Source organism: Streptomyces sp. PKA51 (assembly GCF_057552455.1).
This window is the reverse complement of record NZ_BAAJPZ010000002.1, coordinates 460,893-481,732: the sequence shown is the minus strand read 5'-3', so window position 1 is coordinate 481,732 and position 20,840 is coordinate 460,893. Positions and strand designations below refer to the sequence as shown.

The following is a 20,840-nucleotide window of genomic DNA, read 5'->3' as shown; positions in this document are numbered from 1 at the left end:
GTCTGCGCGCCGGCCGCCCGGACACCGACAAGGTATGGCACCGCGTGCCACGCGACAAGACACTGCGTGCCAACAATTTCTCTCAGATGTCATCCGGAGGGCACGCATGAGCAAGAAAGGCCGCCCATGAGGGCGGCCTTTGGCGGGAAATGTCCAGGTTTCTGCGCTACTTCTTCCTGAGCGCCTTCTCGATGGTGCGCATGACCTCCTCCAGCGGGGCGTCCGTGCGCGCCACCGCCACCAGCACCTCGCCCTCGCTGCGCGCGGACGCCACCGGCGTCTCCTCGGCGGCGCGACCCGCCCCGATGCCGGCGCCGAACGTCTCGCGCACGATGGCGAAGGCGTGGTCGAGCTGGGCCTCCAGGTCGCCCTCGGCGCCGCTGCGCAGCCAGCGGCGCAGGACGTGGTTGTGCGCCGTGACCACCGCGGAGGCGGCCACCTCGGCCAGCAGGGGGTCGTCGTCGCCCACGTGGTGGGCGGTCTCGTCGAAGTGACCCAGCAGGTAGCGGGTGAACAGTCGCTCGTAGCGGGCCACCGAGGCGATCTCGCGCTCGCGCAGCGCCGGCACCTCACGGGTCAGGCGGTAGCGCTCGACGGAGACGGCCGGGGAGGCCGCGTACATCCGCATGACCTCCTTGATGCCCCGGCACACGGTGTCCAGCGGGTTCTCGTGCGGGGGCGCGGCGTCCAGCACCGCGGCCGCCCGCACCAGCGTGTCGTCGTGGTCGGGGAAGATCGCCTCTTCCTTGGAGCGGAAGTGGCGGAAGAACGTCCGGCGGGCGACCCCGGCGGTGGCCGCGATCTCGTCGACGGTCGTCCCCTCGTAGCCCTTGGTCGCGAACAACTCCATGGCGGCGGCCGCCAGTTTGCGGCGCATGCCGAGCCGCTGGGCGGCGGCTCGGCGGGAGCCGGCGCTCGCGGCGCCGGGCTCCGGGCGCTCCTTGGCCGCCTTCGGGCCCTCGGCTCCGGGCGGCTCGGTGGCGGCCCCGCGACGGGCGGGGGCGGACTTGGCGGGCTGGGACATGTGGGGAACGTAACACGCGTCCGTGTGGGTGTGCCGGGGCGGACCTCCCCCGGCTGCCGCCGGGAGGGGCCCGCCGGGCCCCAGCAGTCCGCCCCACCCCGCCCCCTGGCCGGGCACGGCCGGTCAGGCCTTCGCGTACTCGCGGAAACCGCGCCCGGTCTTGCGCCCCAGGCACCCGGCCGCCACCAGGTGCTCCAGCAGCGGCGCCGGCGCCAGGCCCGGCTCGCGGAACTCCCGGTGCAGCACCTTCTCGATGGCCAGCGACACGTCCAGGCCCACCACGTCCAGCAGCTCGAAGGGGCCCATCGGGTAGCCCCCGCCGAGCTTCATCGCCGCGTCGATGTCGTCGAGCGAGGCGTAGTGCTCCTGCACCATCTTCACCGCGTTGTTCAGGTAGGGGAACAGCAGGGCGTTGACGATGAACCCGGCCCGGTCCCCGCAGTCCACCGGGTGCTTGCGCACCGTCGCGCACACCGCGCGGGCCGTGGCGTGCACATCCGGGGCCGTGAGCACCGTGCGCACCACCTCCACCAGCTTCATCGCCGGTGCCGGGTTGAAGAAGTGCATCCCGATGACGTCCTGCGGGCGGGAGGTGGCGCGGGCGCATGCGATCACGGGCAGCGAGGAGGTGGTGGTGGCCAGCACCGCACCGGGCCTGCAGATCTTGTCCAGGTCGGCGAACAGCCGGCGCTTGACCCCCAGGTCCTCGGCGACCGCCTCGACGGCCAGGTCGACCCCGGCCAGGGCCTCCAGCGAACCGGCCGGCGTGACCGCGGCGAGCGCCGACTCCCGCTGCTGCGCCGTCAGCCGGCCCCGGGCCACCGAGCGGTCCAGGGATTTTGCGATCCGGCCCTTGGCCGCCTCCGCCTTCTCGAGCGAGCGCGCGGCGAGCACGACCGCGTACCCGGCCTTGGCGAACACCTCGGCCATCCCGGCCGCCATCGTGCCCGACCCCACCACGCCCACCGAGCGCACCTCGCGGCCGCCCGTCGCCGCGGCGGCCGCATCGGGGGTCAGGGCGTCCGGCACGACGACCGGGGAGCCGGGTGCCTCGTACGTGTAGAAGCCGCGCCCCGCCTTGCGGCCGGTCAGCCCGGCCGCTGCCAGCTGGCCCAGCACCGGTGCGGGGGCGTGCAGCCGGTCGCCGGAGGCGGCGTACATCGCCTCCAGCACCGTACGGGCGGTGTCGACGCCGATCATGTCCAGCAGGGCGAGCGGGCCCATCGGCAGGCCGCAGCCCAGCCGCATCGCCGCGTCGATGTCCTCGCGGGTGGCGTAGCGCGACTCGTACATGGCCGCGGCCTGGTTGAGGTAGCCGAAGAGCAGGCCGTCGGCGACGAACCCCGGCCGGTCGCCCGCGGCCACCGGCTCCTTGCCCAGCTCGTGGGCCAGGTCGGTGACCGCGGCGACGGCCGCGGGATCGGTCAGCACGCAGGAGACGACCTCCACCAGCTTCATCGCCGGCGCAGGGTTGAAGAAGTGCAGGCCGAGCACCCGTTCGGGGTGCGCGGAGTCGGCCGCCAGCCGGGTGACCGACAGGGCATTGGTGCCGGTCGCCAGGACGGCGTCCGGGCGCACGACGGCGTCGAGGGCGGTGAACACCTCGTGCTTGAGCGCGTAGTCCTCCGGCACGACCTCGATCACCAGATCGGCCGGGGCGGCCGCGGCCAGGTCGCCGGAGGTGCGGAAGCGGGCGAGGGCGGCCCGGCGCTCGGCCTCGGTGATCCGGCCGCGCTCCACCGCGCGGGCGGTGGCGGCCTCCAGCGCCGCACCGGCCCGCAGGGCGGCCGCGTCGCTGATGTCGATGCCGATGACGTCACGTCCGGCCAGGACGAGCACCTCGGCGATGCCGGTGCCCATGGTGCCGAGGCCGATCACGGCGACGGTCTGCAGGCGGGGCCGGGAGGACGGGTCAGAGGTGGACGAACGGTCCATCGCGGAACTCCAGTGGGTGTTCCCCGTGCACGAGGGGAAGGACGGCGGTGGGCGGGCCGCGCACAGCGCGGCGGGCTCGCTAAGCAGGTCCCTGCCGCCGGGGCGCGCCAAGGGGCGCCCGGGGGGCGGGAATCGTGCGACCGGCGGGCCCTGTCCCGGGGCCGTGCCGTACTCGAGAATGCCGAACCGACGTCAATGCTGCGGTGGCTGCGTCACCAGGCCACCGGAGCGGGAATGCTGCTCCGGCCGGGAGATTAACCGACGGGTAACCAAGAGCGCCAGGGGTCGTGCGCGCGACTTACGATGTGGCCCAGGCCACTCGGGGAGGAGAGCGGGACATGGAAGAGGAATTCCGCGCGCTGCTGAAGCGGGTCCGGGCCGAACTGGTCTCCCCGGCCGAGTTCGCGGCGTACGAAAAGCTGCTCGCGCTCGTGCGCTCCGACAGCCGCGCGGCGCGCGACGAGCTCGCCGAGGTCCTCGTCGCACCCGAACGCCCGCTGTGGGCCCGCGAGATCGCCGCCTTCGCCCTCGGCAGCAAGGGCGACCGGCGGGCCTTCGAGACCCTCGTCCTCCTCCTCAACTACCGCGAGCCCGTACGGTGCGCCACCGCCGCCCACGTCCTGGCCCGCCTGCGCGACCCCCGCACCGCCAAGGCCGCGGCCGCACTCGCCACCAACCCGCTGCGCACCGCCTACGCGGTCTACCCCGTACGGCTGCTGACCGAGCTGCGGGCGCCGGAATCCGTCCCCGCCCTGCTGGCCACGCTGGAGCGATTGCTGGCGGCGCGCGACCACGTGTGGCCCGTGGCACGGGCGTGCGTGGAGGGACTGGGGATCCTCGGCGACCGCCGCGCCGAGGCGACGCTGGTGGCGGCGCGCGAACACGAGAAGCTGCGCCCCGCGGCGATCGCGGCCCTGGCCCGGCTCGGCCGCCGGGGTGTGACTCCCTGACGCCCGCGGGCGGTCCGGCGCTCCCGTATGGTCGGGCCTGCACGCAGCACCACTCATCGTCCGGGAGGACCACCCATGGGCCAGGTCGAGGCCACCACGGAGCGCATCGTCGCCGCAGGCGCGGAGGACGTCTTCGACGCGCTCGCGGACTACAGCGGCACCCGCCCCAAGCTGCTGCCCGAGCACTTCAGCGAGTACGAGGTGCGCGAGGGCGGCGACGGAAAGGGCACCGTCGTGCACTGGAAGCTCCAGGCCACCAGCAAGCGCGTGCGCGACTGCCTGATGGACGTCGACGAGCCCACCGACGGACAGCTCGTGGAGAAGGACCGCAACTCCTCCATGGTCACGACCTGGACCGTCACCCCCGCCGGCGAGGGCCGCTCCAGGGTCGTGGTCACCACCACCTGGACGGGCGCCGGCGGCATCGGCGGCTTCTTCGAGCGGACCTTCGCGCCCAAGGGCCTGGGCCGCATCTACGACGCGATGCTCGGCCGGCTCGCCGCCGAGGTGGAGGGCAGGCCCGGCCTCGACTGATTCCCCGGGGACAACGCTTCCCCGGGGTGACCACGCTTCCCCGGTGATGCCGCGTCCCCGGTGAAACGCGGGGCCGGCCGGGCTCACCGGTTCGGGTGGTTTTCCTGGTGCGGTCCTGCTGTGCCCAAACCGCCTCCCACCGGCAAAAAGTGCCGTGCCCGGCGCTCCCGCACAAATCGTCGCGCTTGCTGGCCGTTGTCGCGTAATGCGAGAAATGGGCGGCAGCGCAGGCGCGACGAGGGGAGCACTACGTGGGCGGGTCCACCTTCGAGACCACCTTGGAGAAGAGCGACGGCACGCTCGCCCTGCCCCCGGCCCCGCCCGCCCCGGCCCCGCCACCCGCCCGGGACGCGACACGGGTGGGGCCGGCGTTCGCCGCCCTGCTGCTCGCCCTGCTGCTCGCGGCCCTCGACCAGACGGTCGTGGCGAGCACCCTGCCGAGGATCGCGGTGGAGCTGCAGGGGCCGCAGCGGGCCTCCTGGGCCGTCACCGCCTACCTGTTGACGTCCACCACCGCCCTGCCGCTGTTCGGCAGGCTCGGCGACCTGCGCGGCCGCAAGGCCGCCCTCGTCCTCGCGCTGGTCGTCTTCGTCACCGGCTCGGCCCTGGCCGGCTGGTCCCGCACGATGGATCAGTTCGTCGCCTTCCGCGCCCTGCAGGGGCTCGGCGCGGCCGGCATCCTCACCGGCGTCCAGGCCGCCGTCGCCGACCTCGTGCCCGCGCGCCGGCGCGGCCGCCACCTCGGCGTGATCAGCGCCGCCTACGGGCTCGCGGCCGTCGCCGGGCCCCTGCTCGGCGGGATCGTCGCCGACCGCGCCTCCTGGCGCTGGTGCTTCCACCTGAACGTCCCGCTGGGCCTGCTGGCCCTCGCCGTCGTGGCCGGCAGCCTGCGGCTGCCCGCGCCGGCGCGCCGGGCCCGGTTCGACGTGCTGGGCACCGTGCTGCTCGCGGCCTGCTCGGGCTGCGTGGTGCTGCTGACCGCCTGGGGCGGCACCGAGTACGCCTGGACCTCCCGCACCGTCCTGGGGCTGGGCGCGGGGGCCGTCGGCACGGCCCTGCTGCTCGCCGTCGTCGAGCACTTCGCCGCAGAACCGATCATCCCACCGCACTTCCTGCGGGACTCCGTCTTCGTCGTCACCGCGCTCCTCGGCGCCGTCTGCGGCCTCGCCCTCTTCGGCGCCGCCGGCTACCTGCCCACGTTCCTGCAGATGGCCGACGGCGTGGACGCCGCCCAGTCCGGACTGCTCATGCTGCCCATGATGGGCGGGATCACCGTCGCCTCGCTGGTGAGTGGTCACCTCGTCAGCCGAACGGGCCACTACAAACTCCTGCCCGTCCTCGGCGGCGCCCTCTCGGCCGAGGGCATGTACCTGCTCTCCCACCTCGACGCCACCACCGGCCGGCTCGTGCACAGCGTCTGGATGGCCATCCTCGGCGTCGGCATCGGCCTGACCCTGCCCGTCCTCGTCCTCGCCGTGCAGAACTCCGCCCGGCCCGCCGACACCGGCGCCGTCACCGGCGCCCACCACCTCTTCCGGCAGCTCGGCACCTCGATCGGCGCCGCCGTCCTCGCCGCCCTCTTCGCCCGCCGCCTGGGCTCCGCCCTGGCCGCCGAACTCCCGCCCGGTACGGGGCTGCCGGCACCCGGCGCCGTCACCGCCCAGCTCGTCCGCGCCCTGCCCGCACCGCTGCACGACGCCTACGTCCGGGCCTACGCCCAGGCCGTGCCCCACGTGCTCCTCGTCCTCGTACCGGTGCTCGTCGGCGGTTTCCTGCTCGCCTTCCTGCTGAAAGAGAAACCACTGGTGTCCTACAACGCCCCCGGCGCCGCCATCCCCTCCGCACGCCCCGCACCGCCGGCCGACCCGGTGCCCCTCGTCGCGGGCATCCCCGTGACCGGCTCCGTCCAGCACCACGACGGCACCACCGTGCCGCGCGCCGCCCTGACCCTCATCGACGTCCAGGGCCGGCAGATCGGCCGCGGCGCCAGCGGCGAGGACGGCCGGTACGCCCTGAGCACGCCCGGCACCGGCTCGTACGTCCTGATCGCCGCGGCCGGCGGCCACCAGCCGCAGGCCGTCACCGTCACCGTGGGGGAGCGGCCCGTCGAGCTCGACGTCGTCCTCGGCGGCGCCGGCCGCCTCGCCGGCACCGTGCGCACCGCCGACGGCACGCCCGTGCGCGAGGCCCTGGTCACCCTGACCAACGTGCACGGCGAAGTCGTCGCCTCCACGCGCACCGGCCCCGACGGCGCCTACGTGATCGACGAACTCGTCGCGGGCGAGTACACCCTCGCCTCCAGCGCCCCCGCGTTCCGGCCCGCGGCCCTGCAGGTGACCGTCCAGTCCGCGCGCGAGACCCGCCAGGACGTCGAACTCGCCGGCGGCGCGGTGCTGCGCGGCACCGTCCGCGCCGGCGGCGGCCGGCCCGTCGAGGACGCGCGCGTGACGCTGCTGGACGCCGCCGGCAATGTCGTCGACTCCGCCATCACCGGCGCCGACGGCACGTTCCGCTTCGTCGACCTGTCCGCCGGCGAGTACACCGTCGTGGCCGCCGGCTACCCGCCCGTGGCCACGGTCCTGCAGGTCGCCGGCGGCGGCCGCACGGAAAGGGACCTCCAGCTGGGTCATGCGGATTAGGCCGTGGGCGGCGGATTTTCGGCGCCCCGTCAGGGTCATGGGCGGTGTCGATCTGCGGCTGCCGCCGCGTGGGCGCGACCGGCCGGCGACGGCCCGCAGTCGACACGCCACCCGGCGGCCGGCTGCGGGCGCGTCGTGGCTTGTCGCGCAGTTCCCCGCGCCCCTTACGGGGCGCCGTGGTGGCGCGTGACGAGAAATCCGCCGGACAGGGCACAGGCCGCGCCCCCTACCGGGCACCGTGGCAAGGGTGTTTGGCGCAAGGTCGCCCCCTCGCGCCCCCACGGGCCCTACCGTGGTGACAGGGGGCGCAGATCTTGGCGTACGCGTACGAAGGAGCAACCGCCCATGGACGGTGGCACGTCGGAGCCCGGCGACGGTCGGCACACGGCCGCCCTGGGGCGCCTGCCGCTCGCAGTGGTCGTGGTCGGCCCCACCGGAGCGGTCACGCACTGGAGTTCGGGCGCCCGCCGCCTCTTCGGGCCCACCCGGGAGGAGGCCGTCGGCGCCCTTGCCGTCGACCTGATGCCCATATGCGGCGCCCTGCAGGGCGTCCCCGGCTACCCCAGCGCCGGCCGCGCCCGCTGCAAGGTGCCCGGCAACGGCCCGCTCGACGTGCTGTGGTGGGCCTACCCCCTGATCGGGCCCGGCCCCGAGCGGCTGCTCGTGCTGGCCGCCGACGCCGCGCGGGCGGAGGGCGGCGGACAGGACGTCGAACACTCCGTGGTCGCCGCCCCCGGCTTCGCCCCGCACACCGGCTTCCCCGACGCCGAGGAGCTCGCCGCCCGGCTGCCCGACATCCTGCCCAACATGGGCCCGGCCACGGGCGCCCGCATCGTCTCCCAGGTGCTGGAACTGGGCTACCCGGTGCTGGAGTTCAGCCGGCGCCGCAGGGTGCCGGTGACCCCCGACTGGGGTGTGCCGCGCCACGCCGGGCGGCGCGCCCGACCGCCCGTACCGGCGCAGCGCCCGGCCGAAGAGCCGCTCGCGGCCGCGGCCGGCGTCGAGGACGACATCGCGGCCGACCTCGAACACGCCGCGGTGCGCGAGCGGCTGGAGTTCCTCAACGAGGTCAGTGGTTCCATCGGCAGCTCCCTGGACCTCGAGCGCACCATCCGCGAGGTCACCAGCGCGGCCGTGCCCCGCTTCGCCGACTTCGCCGGCACCCATCTGCGCGCCGCCGTCCTGGCCGGCGAGGGCTTCCCCGACGGCCCGCCCGACGCCACCACCGTCTGGCACCGCGTCTGGGTCGAGCACAACGACGAGCCCGGCCGCTGGGACGACACCGTGCCCGTGGGCGAGGCCATCTCCTTCCCCGAGCACACGCCGTTCTTCCGGTGCATGGTCACCGGCGAGCCGGTGCTCATCCCGCGGATCGACGAGGAGCTCTCCGCCCGCATCTCCGGCCAGTTCGAAAAGCGCGACCTGCGGCCGTTGATCGGCGGCCGCTCCCTGCTCGTCGTGCCCCTGAAGGCACGCAACGTGGTGCTGGGCTTCATGGTGCTGCTGCGCCGCCCGGGGCGCGAACCCTTCGGCGACATGGACCGCACCACCGGAGCCGAACTGGCCGCCCGCGCCGGGCTCGTCCTCGACAACGCCCGGATGTACACCCACCAGGAGGACGTCGCCGACACCCTGCAGGACAGCATGCTCCCGCAGGTCGCCCCGCGCACGCCCGGCTGCGACACGGCCACCCGCTACCTGCCGGGCACCCGGCCCGGCCGCGTCGGCGGCGACTGGTTCGACACCGTCAAGCTCCCCGGCTCCCGCACCGCACTGGTCGTCGGCGACGTGATGGGCCACGGCCTGCACTCGGCCGCGATGATGGGCCAGCTGCGCACGGCCGTGCAGACCATGGCCACCCTGGGCCTGGCACCCGAACAGCTCCTGCGCAACCTCGACGACCTCGCCCAGCGGCTCGGCGAGCACTACCTGGCCACGTGTCTGTACGCCGTCTACGACCCCATCCGCTCGGAGCTGACCCTCGCCAACGCCGGGCACATCCCGCCCGTCCTGGTCCGGGCCGAGGACGGCCGCAGCCGGCTGCTGGAGCTGCCCACCGGCGCGCCCATCGGCGTGGGCGGGGTGCCCTTCGAAGCGGTGACCGTGCGCGTCGCGCCCGGGGACCGGCTGGTGCTGTGCACCGACGGCCTCGTCGAGGTGCGCGGCCAGGACATCGGCGCCGGCCTGGCCGTGCTGTGCGAGTCCGCCGCCCACCCGGCCGCCTCCATGGACGACGCCTGCGACGCCATCGTCCGTGCCCTCAACACCCGCGAGGGGCGCAAGGACGACGTGGCCCTGCTCATGGCCCGCCTCAACGGCATCCCGCCCGAGCAGGTCGCCGAGTGGGAGATCGAACCCCGGGCCGCCGAGGCCGCCCGGGCCCGGCACCTGGTGGGCGAGCAGCTGGCCCGCTGGGGCCTGTCCGCGGCGGCCCCGACCGCACAGGTGCTCGTCGGCGAGATCGTCGCCAACGCCGTGCGCCATGCACGCACCTGGCGCATCGGCGTCCGCCTGGTGCGCACGGACGTGCTGCTGTGCGAGGTCACCGACGACGACCACACCCTGCCGGTGCTGCTGAGCACCGAGGCGGACGAGGAATACGGGCGCGGTCTGCGGGTAGTGAGCGCACTGGCGCGGGAATGGGGCGCCAGTCACACGGGACGGGGGAAGACGGTGTGGTTCGAGCAGACTCTGGTGCAGCCATGAGCGTGACGGAGCGTTACCGCAGCGCCTGGGAAGGCTATTGGGGCACTGCCCCCGAGGCGCCCGGCGAGGTCATCTGGGACTCCGACCCGGCCCTGGCCGCCGAGCCCCATCTCACCCTCCTGCTGCCCTATGCCGACCCGGCCCTGCCCGTGGTCGACCTCGGCTGCGGCAACGGCACCCGCACCCGGCACCTGGCCGGGCACTTCCCGCGCGCCGTCGGCGTCGACCTCTCCCGCGCGGCGGTCGAGCGCGCCCGGCGCGCCGACCCCGAGGGCCTGGCGGAGTACGAGCAGCTCGACCTGGTCGACGCGGCGGCGGTGCGCAGCCTGCACGAGCGACTGGGCGACTGCAACGTCTACATGCGCGCCGTGATCCACCAGAGCGACGCCGCCGACCGCGGCCCGGTCGCCGCGGCCGTGGCGCGGCTGGCGGGGGAGCGCGGCCGGGCCTTCGTCGTGGAGCTCAAGCCCGCCGCCGGCACGGTGCTGGCCGAGCTCGCGCAGGCGCCCGGCGGGCCGCCCGAGGGGCTCCGGCGCGTCCTGGAGCACGGGCTGCGGCCCGCCGAGGCGGCCGACGGAGAGGTGGCCGGACTGCTGACCGGCGCCGGGCTGAAGATCCTCGCCGAGGGCGACACGGAACTGACCATGACCGCCTGCCACCCGGACGGCCGCAGGGTCCGGCTGCCGGCCCGGTGGTTCGTTGCGACGGGGCGCTGAAGGTTATCCACAGCCCTGGTCCGCATCTGCCCGGGCGCGTAACGTGACGGGACATGAAGATCCTGATCTCCGCGGACATGGAGGGTGCCACCGGCGTCACCTGGCCCGGTGACGTGCTGCCCGGTGCGGCGCAGTGGGAGCGGTGCCGCCACCTGTTCACCTCCGACGTGAACGCGGCGATCGCCGGGTTCTTCGACGGCGGTGCCGATGCCGTCCTCGTCAACGAAGCGCACTGGAGCATGCGCAATCTGCTGCTGGAGCAGCTGGACGAGCGAGCGGAAATGCTCACCGGCAAGCACAAGACGCTCAGCATGGTCGAGGGGGTGCAGCACGGAGACGTCGACGGCATCGCGTTCGTGGGCTACCACGCGGCGGCCGGCGCCGAGGGCGTGCTGGCGCACACCTACCTGGCCAACTCGATCACCGGCGTCCGGGTGAACGGCAGGCGGGCCAGCGAGGGCCTGCTCAACTCTCTGGTCGCCGCCGAATACGGTGTGCCGGTGGTGCTGGTGACCGGTGACGACCGGACGTGCGAGGACGCCAAGGGATATGCGCCCGAGGCCCGTTCGGTCGCCGTGAAGGACTACGTCTCCCGGTACGCGGCCGTCTGCCGCCCGCCGGCCCGCACGGCGGCGGACATCCGGTCCGCCGCCCAGGCCGCCGCCGTGCTCGCGGCTCGGCACGAGCCGGTGCACGGCGGGCCGTTCACCGTCGAGGTGGAGTTCGACGCCGAGCACCTCGCCGGGGCGGCCACGGCCGTGCCCGGCGTCGGCCAGACCGGTGAACGGCTGGTGGCCTACACCCTGCCCACCATGTACGAGGCAATCCGCTGCTTCAAGGCGGTCACGACCGTCGTCTCGGCGGCGGTGGAGGAGCAGTATGGCTGAAACGACCCACGGGGGGAACGGGGGAGCGAGCAGACCCGAGGAGCGGATCGGTGACCGGATCGGCGACCGGATCGACGAGCGTGCGCTGGCCGAGGCGGTGCGCTTCACCTCGGACCTGATCCGCATCGACACCGCCAACCGCGGAGGCGGCGACTGCCGGGAGCGCCCGGCCGCCGAGTACGTCGCCGAGCAGCTCGCCGACGCCGGCCTGGAGCCGCTGCTGCTGGAGAAGGAGCCCGGGCGCACCAACGTCGTCGCCCGCATCCCCGGCACCGATCCGGGTGCCGAGGCGATCCTGGTCCACGGCCACCTGGACGTCGTCCCGGCCGAGCCCGCCGACTGGAGCGTGCACCCCTTCTCCGGCGAGGTGCGCGACGGTGTGGTGTGGGGGCGCGGTGCCATAGACATGAAGGGCATGGACGCCATGATCCTGGCGGTCGTCCGGGCCTGGGCCCGGGCGGGCGTGCGCCCCCCGCGGGACGTGGTGATCGCCTACACCGCCGACGAGGAGGACACCTCCCTGCCCGGCGCGGCCTTCCTCGCCGCCGAGCACGCCGGGCTCTTCGAGGGCTGCACGGTCGGCATCAGCGAGTCCGGCGGCTACACCTTCCATGCCGACGGGGGCCTTCGGCTGTACCCCGTGGCGGCGGGGGAGCGCGGCTCGGCCTGGGTCCGGCTGACCGCCCAGGGCACCGCCGGGCACGGCTCGAAGGTCAACCGGCGCAACGCCGTGGTCCGTCTGGCCGCGGCCGTCACCCGGATCGGGGAGTACAAGTGGCCCGTGCGCCTCACCCCCACCGTCCGTGCGGCGCTGCGGGAGATCGCCGCCGTCCACGGCATCGAGGCCAATCCCGACGCGCCGGGCTTCGACGCCGACGAGCTGCTCGCCAAGCTCGGTACGGCGGCCGCTCTGGTGGCGGCCACCGTGCGCAACAGCGCCAACCCCACCATGCTGAACGCCGGTTACAAGATCAACGTCATCCCGGGGCTGGCCGTCGGCCACGTCGACGGCCGTACCGTGCCCGGTGGCGAGGCGGAGTTCGAGCGGATCATGGAGGAGCTCACCGGGCCCGACGTCGACTGGGAGTACCACCACCGGGAGATCTCCCTGCAGGCCCCCGTCGACGCCCCGGTCTTCGCCCGGATGCGCGCCGCGCTCGAACGCTTCGACCCCGACGCCCGCGTGGTGCCGTTCTGCATGTCCGGCGGCACGGACGCCAAGCACTTCTCCCGCCTGGGCATCACCGGCTACGGCTTCTCGCCCGTCAGGCTCCCGGCCGGCTACGACTACCAGGCGCTCTTCCACGGAGTCGACGAACGGGTGCCCGTCGATGCGCTGCACTTCGGCGTGCGGGTGCTCGACCACTTCTTGATGGATCGCAGCTTGACGGATCGCAGCTTGACGGACCGCGGCCTGACGGACCGCAGCCTGCTCGGGCGCACCCCGGCCGGGCCCCTTGCCGACCCGTACTGATCCCCGACCGACCCCCACCGATCCCCACTGACCCCCTTCACGAGGAGGCGTAGCAATCATGGTGTCCACGGCGCCCTACGGAGCCTGGCAGTCACCCATCGACGCCGCGCTCGTCGCGGCGCACGAGGGAGCCCCGGAGCACGTGGGCACGATCGGCGACGAGGTGTGGTGGGTCGCACCGCGCCCGGCCGAGAACGGCCGCAAGACCCTGGTGCGCCGCCTCACCGACGGAGCGGAGGCGCCGGCACTGCCCGCGCCCTGGAACGTGCGCAACCGCCTGACGGAGTACGGCGGCCGGCCCTGGACGGGCGTCGCCCGGGCGACCGGGGGCCCGCTGCTGGTCTTCACCGAGTTCTCGGACCAGCGGCTGTACGTCTGGGAGCCGGACGACCCGGCCGGCGGCGCGCCCCGGCCCCTGACCCCCGTCTCGGCCGTCGGCGGCGGGCTGCGCTGGGCCGACCCGCTGCTGCTGCCCGAGCGCGGCGAAGTGTGGTGCGTGCTGGAGGAGTTCACCGGCGAGGGCCCGCAGGACGTGCGCCGGGTCATCGCCGCCGTCCCGCTCGACGGCTCCGCCGCCGAGGACCGCGCCGCCGTACGGGAGCTCACCGACGACCGGCACCGCTTCGTCACCGGCCCCCGGCTCTCCCCGGACGGCCGGCGCGCGGCCTGGACGGCCTGGGACCACCCGCGCATGCCCTGGGAGGGCACCGAGCTGAAGGTCGCCGATGTCACCGGGCCCGGCGACATCGCCCGCTTCGACGCCGTGCGCACCGTGGCGGGCGGCGAGCGGGAGTCCGTCGCCCAGGTGGAGTGGGCCCCGGACGGCAGCCTGCTCGCCGTCACCGACCGCACCGGCTGGTGGAACCTGCACCGCGTCGACGTGGACACCGGCCGGGCCGTCAATCTCTGTCGCCGCGAGGAGGAGTTCGCCGGCGCCCCCTGGGTGCCGGGGCAGCGCTGGTTCGCCCCCCTGCCCGGCGGCACGGTCGCCGTCGTCCACGGCCGCGGCGCCCAGCGCCTGGGCATACTCGACCCCGAGACCGGTGAAGTGGTGGACGCCGCCGGTCCGTGGACGGAGTGGCGCTCCACCCTGGCCGTCAGCGGCACCCGGGTCGTCGGGGTGGCCGCCAGCCCCCGCACCGCCTACGAGGTCGTCGAGCTGGACACCCGCACCGGCAGGGCCCGGGCGATCGGCGCCCGGCACACCGACGCGGTGGACCCCGCCTACTACCCCGAGCCGCTCATCCGCACCTTCACCGGGCCCGACGGCCGCGAGGTGCACGCCCACATCTACCCGCCGCACAGCCCCGACCACACCGCACCCGCCGACGAGCTGCCCCCCTTCGTGGTGTGGGCGCACGGCGGCCCCACCGGGCGCTCGCCGCTCGTGCTCGACCTGGAGATCGCCTACTTCACCTCCCGGGGCATAGGCGTGGCCCAGGTCAACTACGGCGGCTCCACGGGCTACGGCCGCGCCTACCGCGACCGGCTGCGCGAGCGGTGGGGCGTGGTGGACGTCGAGGACTGCGCCGCCGTCGCCGAGACGCTGGCCGAGGAGGGCACCGCCGACCGCGCCCGGCTCGCCATCCGCGGCGGCAGCGCCGGCGGCTGGACGAGCGCCGCCTCCCTCGCCACCACCTCCACCTACGCCTGCGCCACCATCGCCTATCCCGTGCTCGACCTGCCGACCTGGGCCGACGGCGGCACCCACGACCTGGAGTCGCACTACCTGGAGTATCTGATCGGCCCGCGCGCCGAGGTGCCCGACCGCTACCGCGACCGCTCCCCGCTCACCCGCGCCGACCGCGTCACCGCCGCCTTCCTGCTGCTGCAGGGCCTCGAGGACGCGGTCTGCCCGCCCGAGCAGAGCGAGCGGTTCGTCGAGGCGATGGCCGGGCGCGGCGTGCCGTTCGCCTACCTCACCTTCGAGGGCGAGGGCCACGGCTTCCGCAAGGCCGCCAGCGTCGTGCGCTCCCTGGAGGCCGAGCTCTCCCTGTACGCCCAGACCTTCGGCATCGACGTCCCCGGCATACCCGTGCTGGAGTTGGCCAAGTAGCCGGCGGGGGATATGGGCAGGCTCTGCCCATGACGACGACCGTTGTGCTCCGGACGCCCCGACTGACGCTGCGCCGCTGGCGCGAGGACGATCTCGGCCCGATGGCGGCCATCAACGCCGACCCGGAGGTGATGCGCTGGATCGGCGACGGATCGGTCCGCGACCGGGCCCGCACCCGGGCCGGCATCGACGCCAGCGAGCGGGAGTGGGAGGAGCGCGGGGTCGGCCTGTTCGCCGTCGAGTGCCGGGAGTCGGGGCAGTTCGTGGGCTTCGCCGGGCTGTCCGTGCCGTCCTTCCTGCCGGAGATCCTGCCGGCCGTGGAGCTCGGCTGGCGCCTGGCCCGGCCCTTCTGGGGCCGGGGGCTGGCCACGGAGGCGTCCCGCGTCGTGCTGGACTTCGCGCTGCGCGACCGCGGCCTGGCGCGGATCGTGGGCGTGCACGCCACCGGCAACCACGCCTCCGAGCGCGTCCTGGGCAAGCTCGGCATGCGGCGCGAGCGGCGCACGATCCACCCGCGGTACGGGGTGCCGCTGTGCGTCCACGTTCTGGAGGCGTGCCCGTAGCCGTGGGCTGGGCGTGTTCCCCGTCTGGGGGTGCGAGGCAGTGCCGCCGCCTGCGGGCGCGTTGTGGCTTGTCGCGCAGTTCCCCGCGCCCCTTACGGGGCGCCGTGGTGCGGCGCGGCGCCACGTCTGCGGGCGCGTCGTGGCTTGGCGGGCGGGGGTCCGCGGCCCTGTTGGGGGACGGGGCTCACACGTTCGGCCGTACCGCACGTGCTCGCGGGCGGCCGAGCGAAGAGCGTGGACGGGGGCGGTGTACGCGCCGTGCCGCCCCCGCCCCGCGCCGAAGGAGCCGCCGTGTCCGACGTGTCGCCCCCGCCGCCCGCCACGTCCGCCGGGGCCGGCCACCCCGGCGGCCGGCTGCTGGCCGCGGGCCTGGGCCACGAGGGGCAGGTGCCGGGCATCCTGATGGCGGCCGAGGGCGAGCGCGTCGTCGCCGTCGCCGCGGGCGACCGCCACAGCCTGGCGCTGACCGAGGACGGCCGGCTGCTCGCCGCGGGGCTCGACGACCACGCCCAGGTGACCGGGATCTTCGCCGCCGCCCGTGGGCTGCGCCTGGCGGCCGTGGCCGCCGGCGGCTCGCACAGCCTGGCCGTGACCGCCGACGGCCGGCTGCTGGCCGCCGGCGACGACCGCAACCACCAGGTCACCGGCATCCGCGAGGCGGCCCGTGGGAGGAAGGTCACCGGGGCCGACTGCGGTGCGGTGCACCTCCTCGCCGTGACCGAGGAGGGCGAGCTGCTGGCCGCGGGCCACGACGGGGACGGACAGGTCGCCGGCATCCGCGCGGCCGCCCGCGGCCACCGCGTCGTCGCGGCCGCCGCCGGCGACTTCCACAGCCTGGCGGTCACCGAGGACGGGCTGCTCCTGGGCAGCGGCCGCGACGACGACCAGCAGGTCTCCGGCCTGCTGGCGGCCGCCGAGGGCCTCAAGGTCGTCGCCGTGGCCGCAGCCGCCCTGCAGAGTCTGGCGGTCACCGAGGACGGCCGGATCCTTGCCGCCGGTCACGACGCCCACCACCAGGTCTCGGGCATCCTGCGCGCGGCCCAGGGGCAGCGCGTGGCCGCCGTGGCCGCGGGCCACCTGCACAGCCTCGCCCTGACCTCCGCCGGACAGCTCGTGGGCGCGGGCAAGGACGGCGACCGGCAGGTCTCGGGCATCCTGGCCGCGGCCGCCGGGCAGCGCGTCGCGGCCGTCGCCGCGGGCGGCCGGCACAGCCTGGCCGTCGTCGCCGGCGACGGCCCCGCCGGGCGCACGGCCCGCGCGGACTTCCGCACCCGCGAGGGCGGCCCCGAGCGGGCCCTGAGCCTGCGGCTGCGGGACCCGCGGGGCGGTCCGGACGTCGTGCTGACCTCCCATCAGCCCGCCGTGGACTTCGCCGTCCACGAGGGCGAGGACGTGCAGCTGGTGGTCCGGCACGGGGAGGAGCTGGTGGGCCGGGGCACGGTGCGCTTCACCTACGACGAGGCCACCCTCACCACCGGCATCGACACGCGGGCCAGCCGCTTCCCCTCGTACCTGACCTGCACCGGCCATGGCGCCAACCGGTTCACGTTCCTGTGGAGCCGCTGACGCAGGCGCCGTACGGGCTCACACCCCGGTCAGCACCCGTGAGGCGCCCACCGGCAGGTCCCACAGGTCCTTGCGGGGCCGGCCCGTCGCCTCCCATGCCGCGCGCACCCTCCGCAGCGGCTCCAGCGGCGGTTCGGCCGACAGCAGGAACGTCGACCAGTGCATCGGGGCCATCACCCGGGCCCCCAGGTCGGTGCAGGCGCGCACGGCTTCCTCCGGGTCGGTGTGCACCGGCCCCAGCATCCAGCGCGGGTCATAGGCGCCGATCGGCAGCAGCGCGACATCGATGTCCGCGTAGACCTCGCCGATCCGTTCGAACCAGAAGCCGTAGCCCGTGTCGCCCGCGAAGTACACCCGCGGGCCCCCCGGTGCGGTGATCACCCAGCCGCCCCACAGCGACCGGCAGGTGTCGGTCAGCGTCCGCTTGCTCCAGTGGTGGGCCGGTACGAAGTCGAAGCGCACCGGGCCGCGCGGCCCGGGCAGTTCCACCGCCTCCCACCAGTCGAGCTCGGTGACGCGGGCGAAGCGGCGCCGGCGCGCCCAGCGGGCCAGGCCGGCGGGCAGCAGCAGGTGGGTGTCGCGGGGCAGCCGCCGCAGGGTGGGCAGGTCGAGGTGGTCGTAGTGGTTGTGGCTGATGACGACGGCGTCGACGTGCGGCAGGTCCTCCCAGCGCACCCCCACCGGCGTCACGCGCGGCGGCGTCCCCAGGATCCGGCGGGACCAGACCGGGTCGGTCAGCACGGTCAGCCCGCCGATGCGCAGCACCCAGCTGGCGTGCCCCGCCCAGGTCAGGGCGAGGGAGTCGGCGTCCACGGCGGGCAGCGGGCCCGGTTCCAGGGGCAGCAGGGCCAGTTCGTGCAGGGAGGCGGCGCTCGGGCGCAGCCGGCCCTCGCGGGCGAGCCGCGCGAGGGCGCGCACGCCCGGCAGCGGGGCGGTCAGGCGGTCGGCGAACGACCGGGGCCAGGAGCGGATCTCACCGAGAGGACGCGGCTCCGCGAGGGGACGCTCGGTCTGTTCGGTCATCTGGGGCTCCATTCGTGGGGAACCGGAACCTTGGCGCGGGGCTCGCGGCGCGCCGGGCGCGCGCCCCGCGCCGTGGCACGCTCACCGGTCGACGGTAGATCAGGTGCGGGCGAGTTCACTGAACGCCGATCCAAAAGCGGACAACGCCTCCGCGACATCCGGCTCGGCCAGCGGGTCGGGGGCCGCCAGGGCGTGCCGCCGCCGCTCGTCGTCGGGGCCGAGCAGCGGCACGGTGGACAGCCGCACCCGCAGCGCGTCGGGGGCGTCGCCGAACCGGTGGCCGCCCGGCACCGGCCGGCCGAGCACCTCGCCCAGGTGCGCCTCCAGCTCGACGGAGTCGGTGATGCCGCGGGCGGCCAGGGCACCGCGCAGTTCGCCGAGGTCGGCGTAGAGATGGGGGCCGGTCTGCGGCGGCCGGCACAGCACGCCCGCCGCGTCCAGCCGTTCGCGCACCGCGGCGCCCAGTGCCGCGTACAGCCGCGCGGCCGCCGCGCTGCGGGCGCGCACCGGGCCGGGCTCGGTCAGCGCCCAGCGCGCGGCGGCCGCCAGGGGCGGCGGCAGCTCGGCGCCGATCGCCTGCAGCACCGTGCCGGCCCGCGCCAGCAGGCCCGGGCCGGTGCCGCCGGCGGGGAAGCGGGCCACCGCGGCCGGCCAGGCGGTGGGCAGCACCGGCCCGGCCAGGCCGGTGAGCACGACGACCCGGTCGGGGTACATCTCGGCGGGCCCGACGTGGACGGTGGCGTGCGCGTCGTGCAGGGCGGCGTGCCAGGTCTCGTCGCTGACGACGGTCAGCTCCTCGGCGGCCGCGGCCTCGCACACCTCGTGCACGAGCTCCGGCGGGGCGACGGTGCCGGTGGTCTCGTCGGCGACCGACAGCACCAGGAAGCGGGGCCGCCCGCCCTCGGTGCGGATCCGGCTCACCGTCTCCAGCAGGGCGAAGGGGTCGGGCACCCCACCGCATTCGGCCGGTACCTGCACGTGGTAGGCCAACCGCCCGGCCAGCCGGGCGACCGGCGCGTACCAGGCGGCGCACGGCCGGGTCAGCAGCACCTCGCCGCCCGCCGAGGCCAGCAGGGCCAGCAGCAGCGGCGCGGCTCCCGGGGCGGCGAGCACCTGTGCGGGGTCGGTGGGCAGCCCCCGGCGGGCCCAGTGGCCGCAGGCGGCCTCGCGCAGCTGCGGGCCGCCGCCGACGGGTTCGGGATCGCCGTGCGCGGCCGCCCCGGCGAGCTGCCCGGCCAGCTCCGGCAGGACGGGCAGTCCGCGCTCGGGGGCCGGCAGGCCGGTCAGTGCCGGGAAGCGCTGCTGCATCCGTCCGCACACCTCCGCGCCGCGCCCGGCGCCTCGATGGGTCCTCTGACCCACCTTCGCAGATCATGGCGCGAGGACGGTGGCCGACACGGGCGGCAGGACGACGAGCCGTCCCCGGGGGCCGCATCCCGGAGTCGTCCCACATCCCAAGACCTCCCTCTCGCCATGCGAGAAAGCGGCGTACGGTGAATCCGGCACCGCGTCCGACCCGGGCGACCCGAGGGAGGTCACCATGCACTACATCCACGGCCACCACGAATCCGTCCTGCGCTCCCACAGCCGGCGCACGGCCGCCGACTCCGCGGCCTATCTGCTGCCCGAACTGCGCCCGCACCACCGCGTGCTGGACATCGGCTGCGGGCCCGGCAGCATCACGGCCGACCTCGCCGCGCTCGTCCCGCAGGGCCACGTCACCGGGCTGGACGCCGCGGCGGACATCCTGCCCACCGCCCGCGCGGCCGCCCGCGAACGCGGCCTGGACAACGTGGACTTCACCACCGGAGACGTCCGCGCCCTCGGCTTCCCCGACGGCGCCTTCGACGTCGTCCACGCCCACCAGGTGCTCCAGTACCTCGACGACCCCGTCGGCGCGCTGCGCGAGATGCGCCGGGTGTGCCGCCCCGGCGGCGTCATAGCCGTCCGCGACGTGGTCTACACGGCCATGACCTGGTATCCGCGCGTGCCCGGCCTGGACGACTGGCAGCGGCTGTACGTGGAGGTCGCCCGGGCCGGCGGCGGGGAGCCGGACGCCGGAAGCCGCCTGTACTCCTGGGCCCGGCAGGCGGGCCTGACCGGCGTCAGGGCCACCGCCGGCGCGTGGTGCTACACCGGCGCGGAGCAACGGCGGTGGTGGAGCGGCCTGTGGGCGGACCGCACCCTCGCCTCCCCCTTCGCCCGGCACGCCGTCGAGGGCGGCTGGGCGGACGAGGCGCGGCTCGCGGCGATCGCCGGGGCGTGGCACGAGTGGGGGCGGCACGAGGACGCGTGGTTCGCCGTCCTCAACGGCGAACTGCTGTGCAGGATTGGCTCGTCCGTTCCCCGGTGACCGGGCCCGCCACCGCCAACTAGCCTTGTTTTCATGAACATTCTGGGGACCTCGCTACGGGTGTGTGTCGGCGACCTGGAAGCGGCGATTGCGGTGTACGAACGGCTGACCGGCGCCGAGGCCATGCGCTTCCGGCGCGGCGGCGTGTCCGTGGCCGCCGTCGGCTGCTTCTTCCTGATGAGCGGGCCGGAGGCGGAGCTGTCGGTGCTGCGCGCCATCAAGGCGACCATCGCCGTCACCGACGTGGACGAGGCACTGGCGGACCTGCAGGCCGTGGGGGCGGACATCGTCGCGGGCCCGGTGCGCACCCCCATCGGACGCAACCTGGTGGCCCGTCACCCCGACGGGTCCGTCTTCGAGTACGTGGACCGCAAGGAAGGCTGATCCCCCGTCCGGCCGCCGTCCGCCCCCGCC

Annotated in this window: 16 protein-coding genes; 12 read left to right on the top strand and 4 right to left on the bottom strand. The window is 75.2% G+C overall.

What is annotated here, in order from left to right; genetic code table 11:
* Positions 1 to 166 precede the first annotated feature (166 nt).
* Positions 167 to 1,024 (bottom strand): TetR family transcriptional regulator, encoded by an 858-nt coding sequence (locus tag AC27L3_RS04500; RefSeq protein WP_487232690.1) that lies wholly within the window; start codon positions 1,022 to 1,024, stop codon positions 167 to 169.
* 123 nt (positions 1,025 to 1,147) lie between these two features.
* A complete protein-coding gene (locus AC27L3_RS04495) occupies positions 1,148 to 2,959 on the bottom strand; it encodes a 3-hydroxyacyl-CoA dehydrogenase family protein (RefSeq protein ID WP_487232689.1) in 1,812 nt (603 codons plus the stop codon).
* A gap of 338 nt (positions 2,960 to 3,297) precedes the next feature.
* Between AC27L3_RS04495 and AC27L3_RS04490 the strand changes: the two genes are divergently transcribed.
* The 10 genes from AC27L3_RS04490 to AC27L3_RS04445 all read left to right on the top strand — a co-directional run bounded on the left by AC27L3_RS04490 (position 3,298) and on the right by AC27L3_RS04445 (position 17,050).
* Entirely contained in the window at positions 3,298 to 3,909 is a 612-nt protein-coding gene (locus AC27L3_RS04490; RefSeq protein WP_487232688.1) for a HEAT repeat domain-containing protein, read from the top strand.
* Positions 3,910 to 3,984: 75 nt separating this feature from the next.
* Positions 3,985 to 4,443, top strand: coding sequence for an SRPBCC family protein (locus tag AC27L3_RS04485; RefSeq protein ID WP_487232687.1), 459 nt, complete (start codon positions 3,985 to 3,987; stop codon positions 4,441 to 4,443).
* 251 nt (positions 4,444 to 4,694) lie between these two features.
* A complete protein-coding gene (locus AC27L3_RS04480; protein ID WP_487232686.1) occupies positions 4,695 to 7,082 on the top strand; it encodes an MFS transporter in 2,388 nt (795 codons plus the stop codon).
* 345 nt (positions 7,083 to 7,427) lie between these two features.
* Positions 7,428 to 9,788: a SpoIIE family protein phosphatase gene (locus tag AC27L3_RS04475; protein ID WP_487232685.1), complete on the top strand. Its 2,361-nt coding sequence runs from the start codon at positions 7,428 to 7,430 to the stop codon at positions 9,786 to 9,788.
* The gene (locus AC27L3_RS04470) at positions 9,785 to 10,504 is read left to right on the top strand and encodes a methyltransferase domain-containing protein (protein WP_487232684.1); all 720 of its coding nucleotides are present in this window, start codon (positions 9,785 to 9,787) and stop codon (positions 10,502 to 10,504) included. Before AC27L3_RS04475 ends, AC27L3_RS04470 begins: the two co-directional genes overlap by 4 nt.
* Positions 10,505 to 10,557: 53 nt before the next feature.
* Positions 10,558 to 11,391 (top strand): M55 family metallopeptidase, encoded by an 834-nt coding sequence (locus AC27L3_RS04465; RefSeq protein ID WP_487232683.1) that lies wholly within the window; start codon positions 10,558 to 10,560, stop codon positions 11,389 to 11,391.
* Positions 11,384 to 12,865, top strand: a complete 1,482-nt coding sequence (locus tag AC27L3_RS04460; RefSeq protein WP_487232682.1) for a M20/M25/M40 family metallo-hydrolase — start codon at positions 11,384 to 11,386, stop codon at positions 12,863 to 12,865. The genes AC27L3_RS04465 and AC27L3_RS04460 overlap by 8 nt, the downstream gene beginning before the upstream one ends.
* 58 nt (positions 12,866 to 12,923) lie before the next feature.
* On the top strand, positions 12,924 to 14,921 hold the full coding sequence (locus tag AC27L3_RS04455) for a S9 family peptidase (protein ID WP_487232681.1): 1,998 nt from the start codon (positions 12,924 to 12,926) through the stop codon (positions 14,919 to 14,921).
* Between the two features lie 29 nt (positions 14,922 to 14,950).
* Positions 14,951 to 15,484, top strand: coding sequence for a GNAT family N-acetyltransferase (locus tag AC27L3_RS04450; protein WP_487232680.1), 534 nt, complete (start codon positions 14,951 to 14,953; stop codon positions 15,482 to 15,484).
* A 291-nt stretch (positions 15,485 to 15,775) separates the two neighbouring features.
* Entirely contained in the window at positions 15,776 to 17,050 is a 1,275-nt protein-coding gene (locus AC27L3_RS04445) for an RCC1 domain-containing protein (RefSeq protein WP_487232679.1), read from the top strand.
* Positions 17,051 to 17,068: 18 nt separating this feature from the next.
* On the opposite strand, the gene AC27L3_RS04440 is transcribed toward AC27L3_RS04445, so the two are convergent.
* Complete coding sequence (locus AC27L3_RS04440; protein WP_487232678.1) at positions 17,069 to 18,085, bottom strand: MBL fold metallo-hydrolase; 1,017 nt, start codon at positions 18,083 to 18,085, stop codon at positions 17,069 to 17,071.
* An 87-nt stretch (positions 18,086 to 18,172) separates the two neighbouring features.
* Positions 18,173 to 19,381, bottom strand: a complete 1,209-nt coding sequence (locus AC27L3_RS04435) for an aminotransferase class I/II-fold pyridoxal phosphate-dependent enzyme (protein WP_487232677.1) — start codon at positions 19,379 to 19,381, stop codon at positions 18,173 to 18,175.
* A gap of 232 nt (positions 19,382 to 19,613) precedes the next feature.
* On the opposite strand from AC27L3_RS04435, the gene AC27L3_RS04430 reads away from it, so the two are divergent.
* Complete coding sequence (locus AC27L3_RS04430) at positions 19,614 to 20,426, top strand: class I SAM-dependent methyltransferase (protein ID WP_487232676.1); 813 nt, start codon at positions 19,614 to 19,616, stop codon at positions 20,424 to 20,426.
* Between the two features lie 33 nt (positions 20,427 to 20,459).
* Positions 20,460 to 20,810: a VOC family protein gene (locus AC27L3_RS04425; protein WP_365966477.1), complete on the top strand. Its 351-nt coding sequence runs from the start codon at positions 20,460 to 20,462 to the stop codon at positions 20,808 to 20,810.
* Positions 20,811 to 20,840: the final 30 nt, after the last annotated feature.

Coding starts and splice junctions, on each gene's coding strand:
- AC27L3_RS04500 (WP_487232690.1), bottom strand. CDS start 1,024: ATGTCCCAGCCCGCCAAGTCCGCCCCCGCCCGTCGCGGGGCCGCCACC.
- AC27L3_RS04495 (WP_487232689.1), bottom strand. CDS start 2,959: ATGGACCGTTCGTCCACCTCTGACCCGTCCTCCCGGCCCCGCCTGCAG.
- AC27L3_RS04490 (WP_487232688.1), top strand. CDS start 3,298: ATGGAAGAGGAATTCCGCGCGCTGCTGAAGCGGGTCCGGGCCGAACTG.
- AC27L3_RS04485 (WP_487232687.1), top strand. CDS start 3,985: ATGGGCCAGGTCGAGGCCACCACGGAGCGCATCGTCGCCGCAGGCGCG.
- AC27L3_RS04475 (WP_487232685.1), top strand. CDS start 7,428: ATGGACGGTGGCACGTCGGAGCCCGGCGACGGTCGGCACACGGCCGCC.
- AC27L3_RS04470 (WP_487232684.1), top strand. CDS start 9,785: ATGAGCGTGACGGAGCGTTACCGCAGCGCCTGGGAAGGCTATTGGGGC.
- AC27L3_RS04465 (WP_487232683.1), top strand. CDS start 10,558: ATGAAGATCCTGATCTCCGCGGACATGGAGGGTGCCACCGGCGTCACC.
- AC27L3_RS04460 (WP_487232682.1), top strand. CDS start 11,384: ATGGCTGAAACGACCCACGGGGGGAACGGGGGAGCGAGCAGACCCGAG.
- AC27L3_RS04455 (WP_487232681.1), top strand. CDS start 12,924: ATGGTGTCCACGGCGCCCTACGGAGCCTGGCAGTCACCCATCGACGCC.
- AC27L3_RS04450 (WP_487232680.1), top strand. CDS start 14,951: ATGACGACGACCGTTGTGCTCCGGACGCCCCGACTGACGCTGCGCCGC.
- AC27L3_RS04440 (WP_487232678.1), bottom strand. CDS start 18,085: ATGGAGCCCCAGATGACCGAACAGACCGAGCGTCCCCTCGCGGAGCCG.
- AC27L3_RS04435 (WP_487232677.1), bottom strand. CDS start 19,381: ATGCAGCAGCGCTTCCCGGCACTGACCGGCCTGCCGGCCCCCGAGCGC.
- AC27L3_RS04430 (WP_487232676.1), top strand. CDS start 19,614: ATGCACTACATCCACGGCCACCACGAATCCGTCCTGCGCTCCCACAGC.
- AC27L3_RS04425 (WP_365966477.1), top strand. CDS start 20,460: ATGAACATTCTGGGGACCTCGCTACGGGTGTGTGTCGGCGACCTGGAA.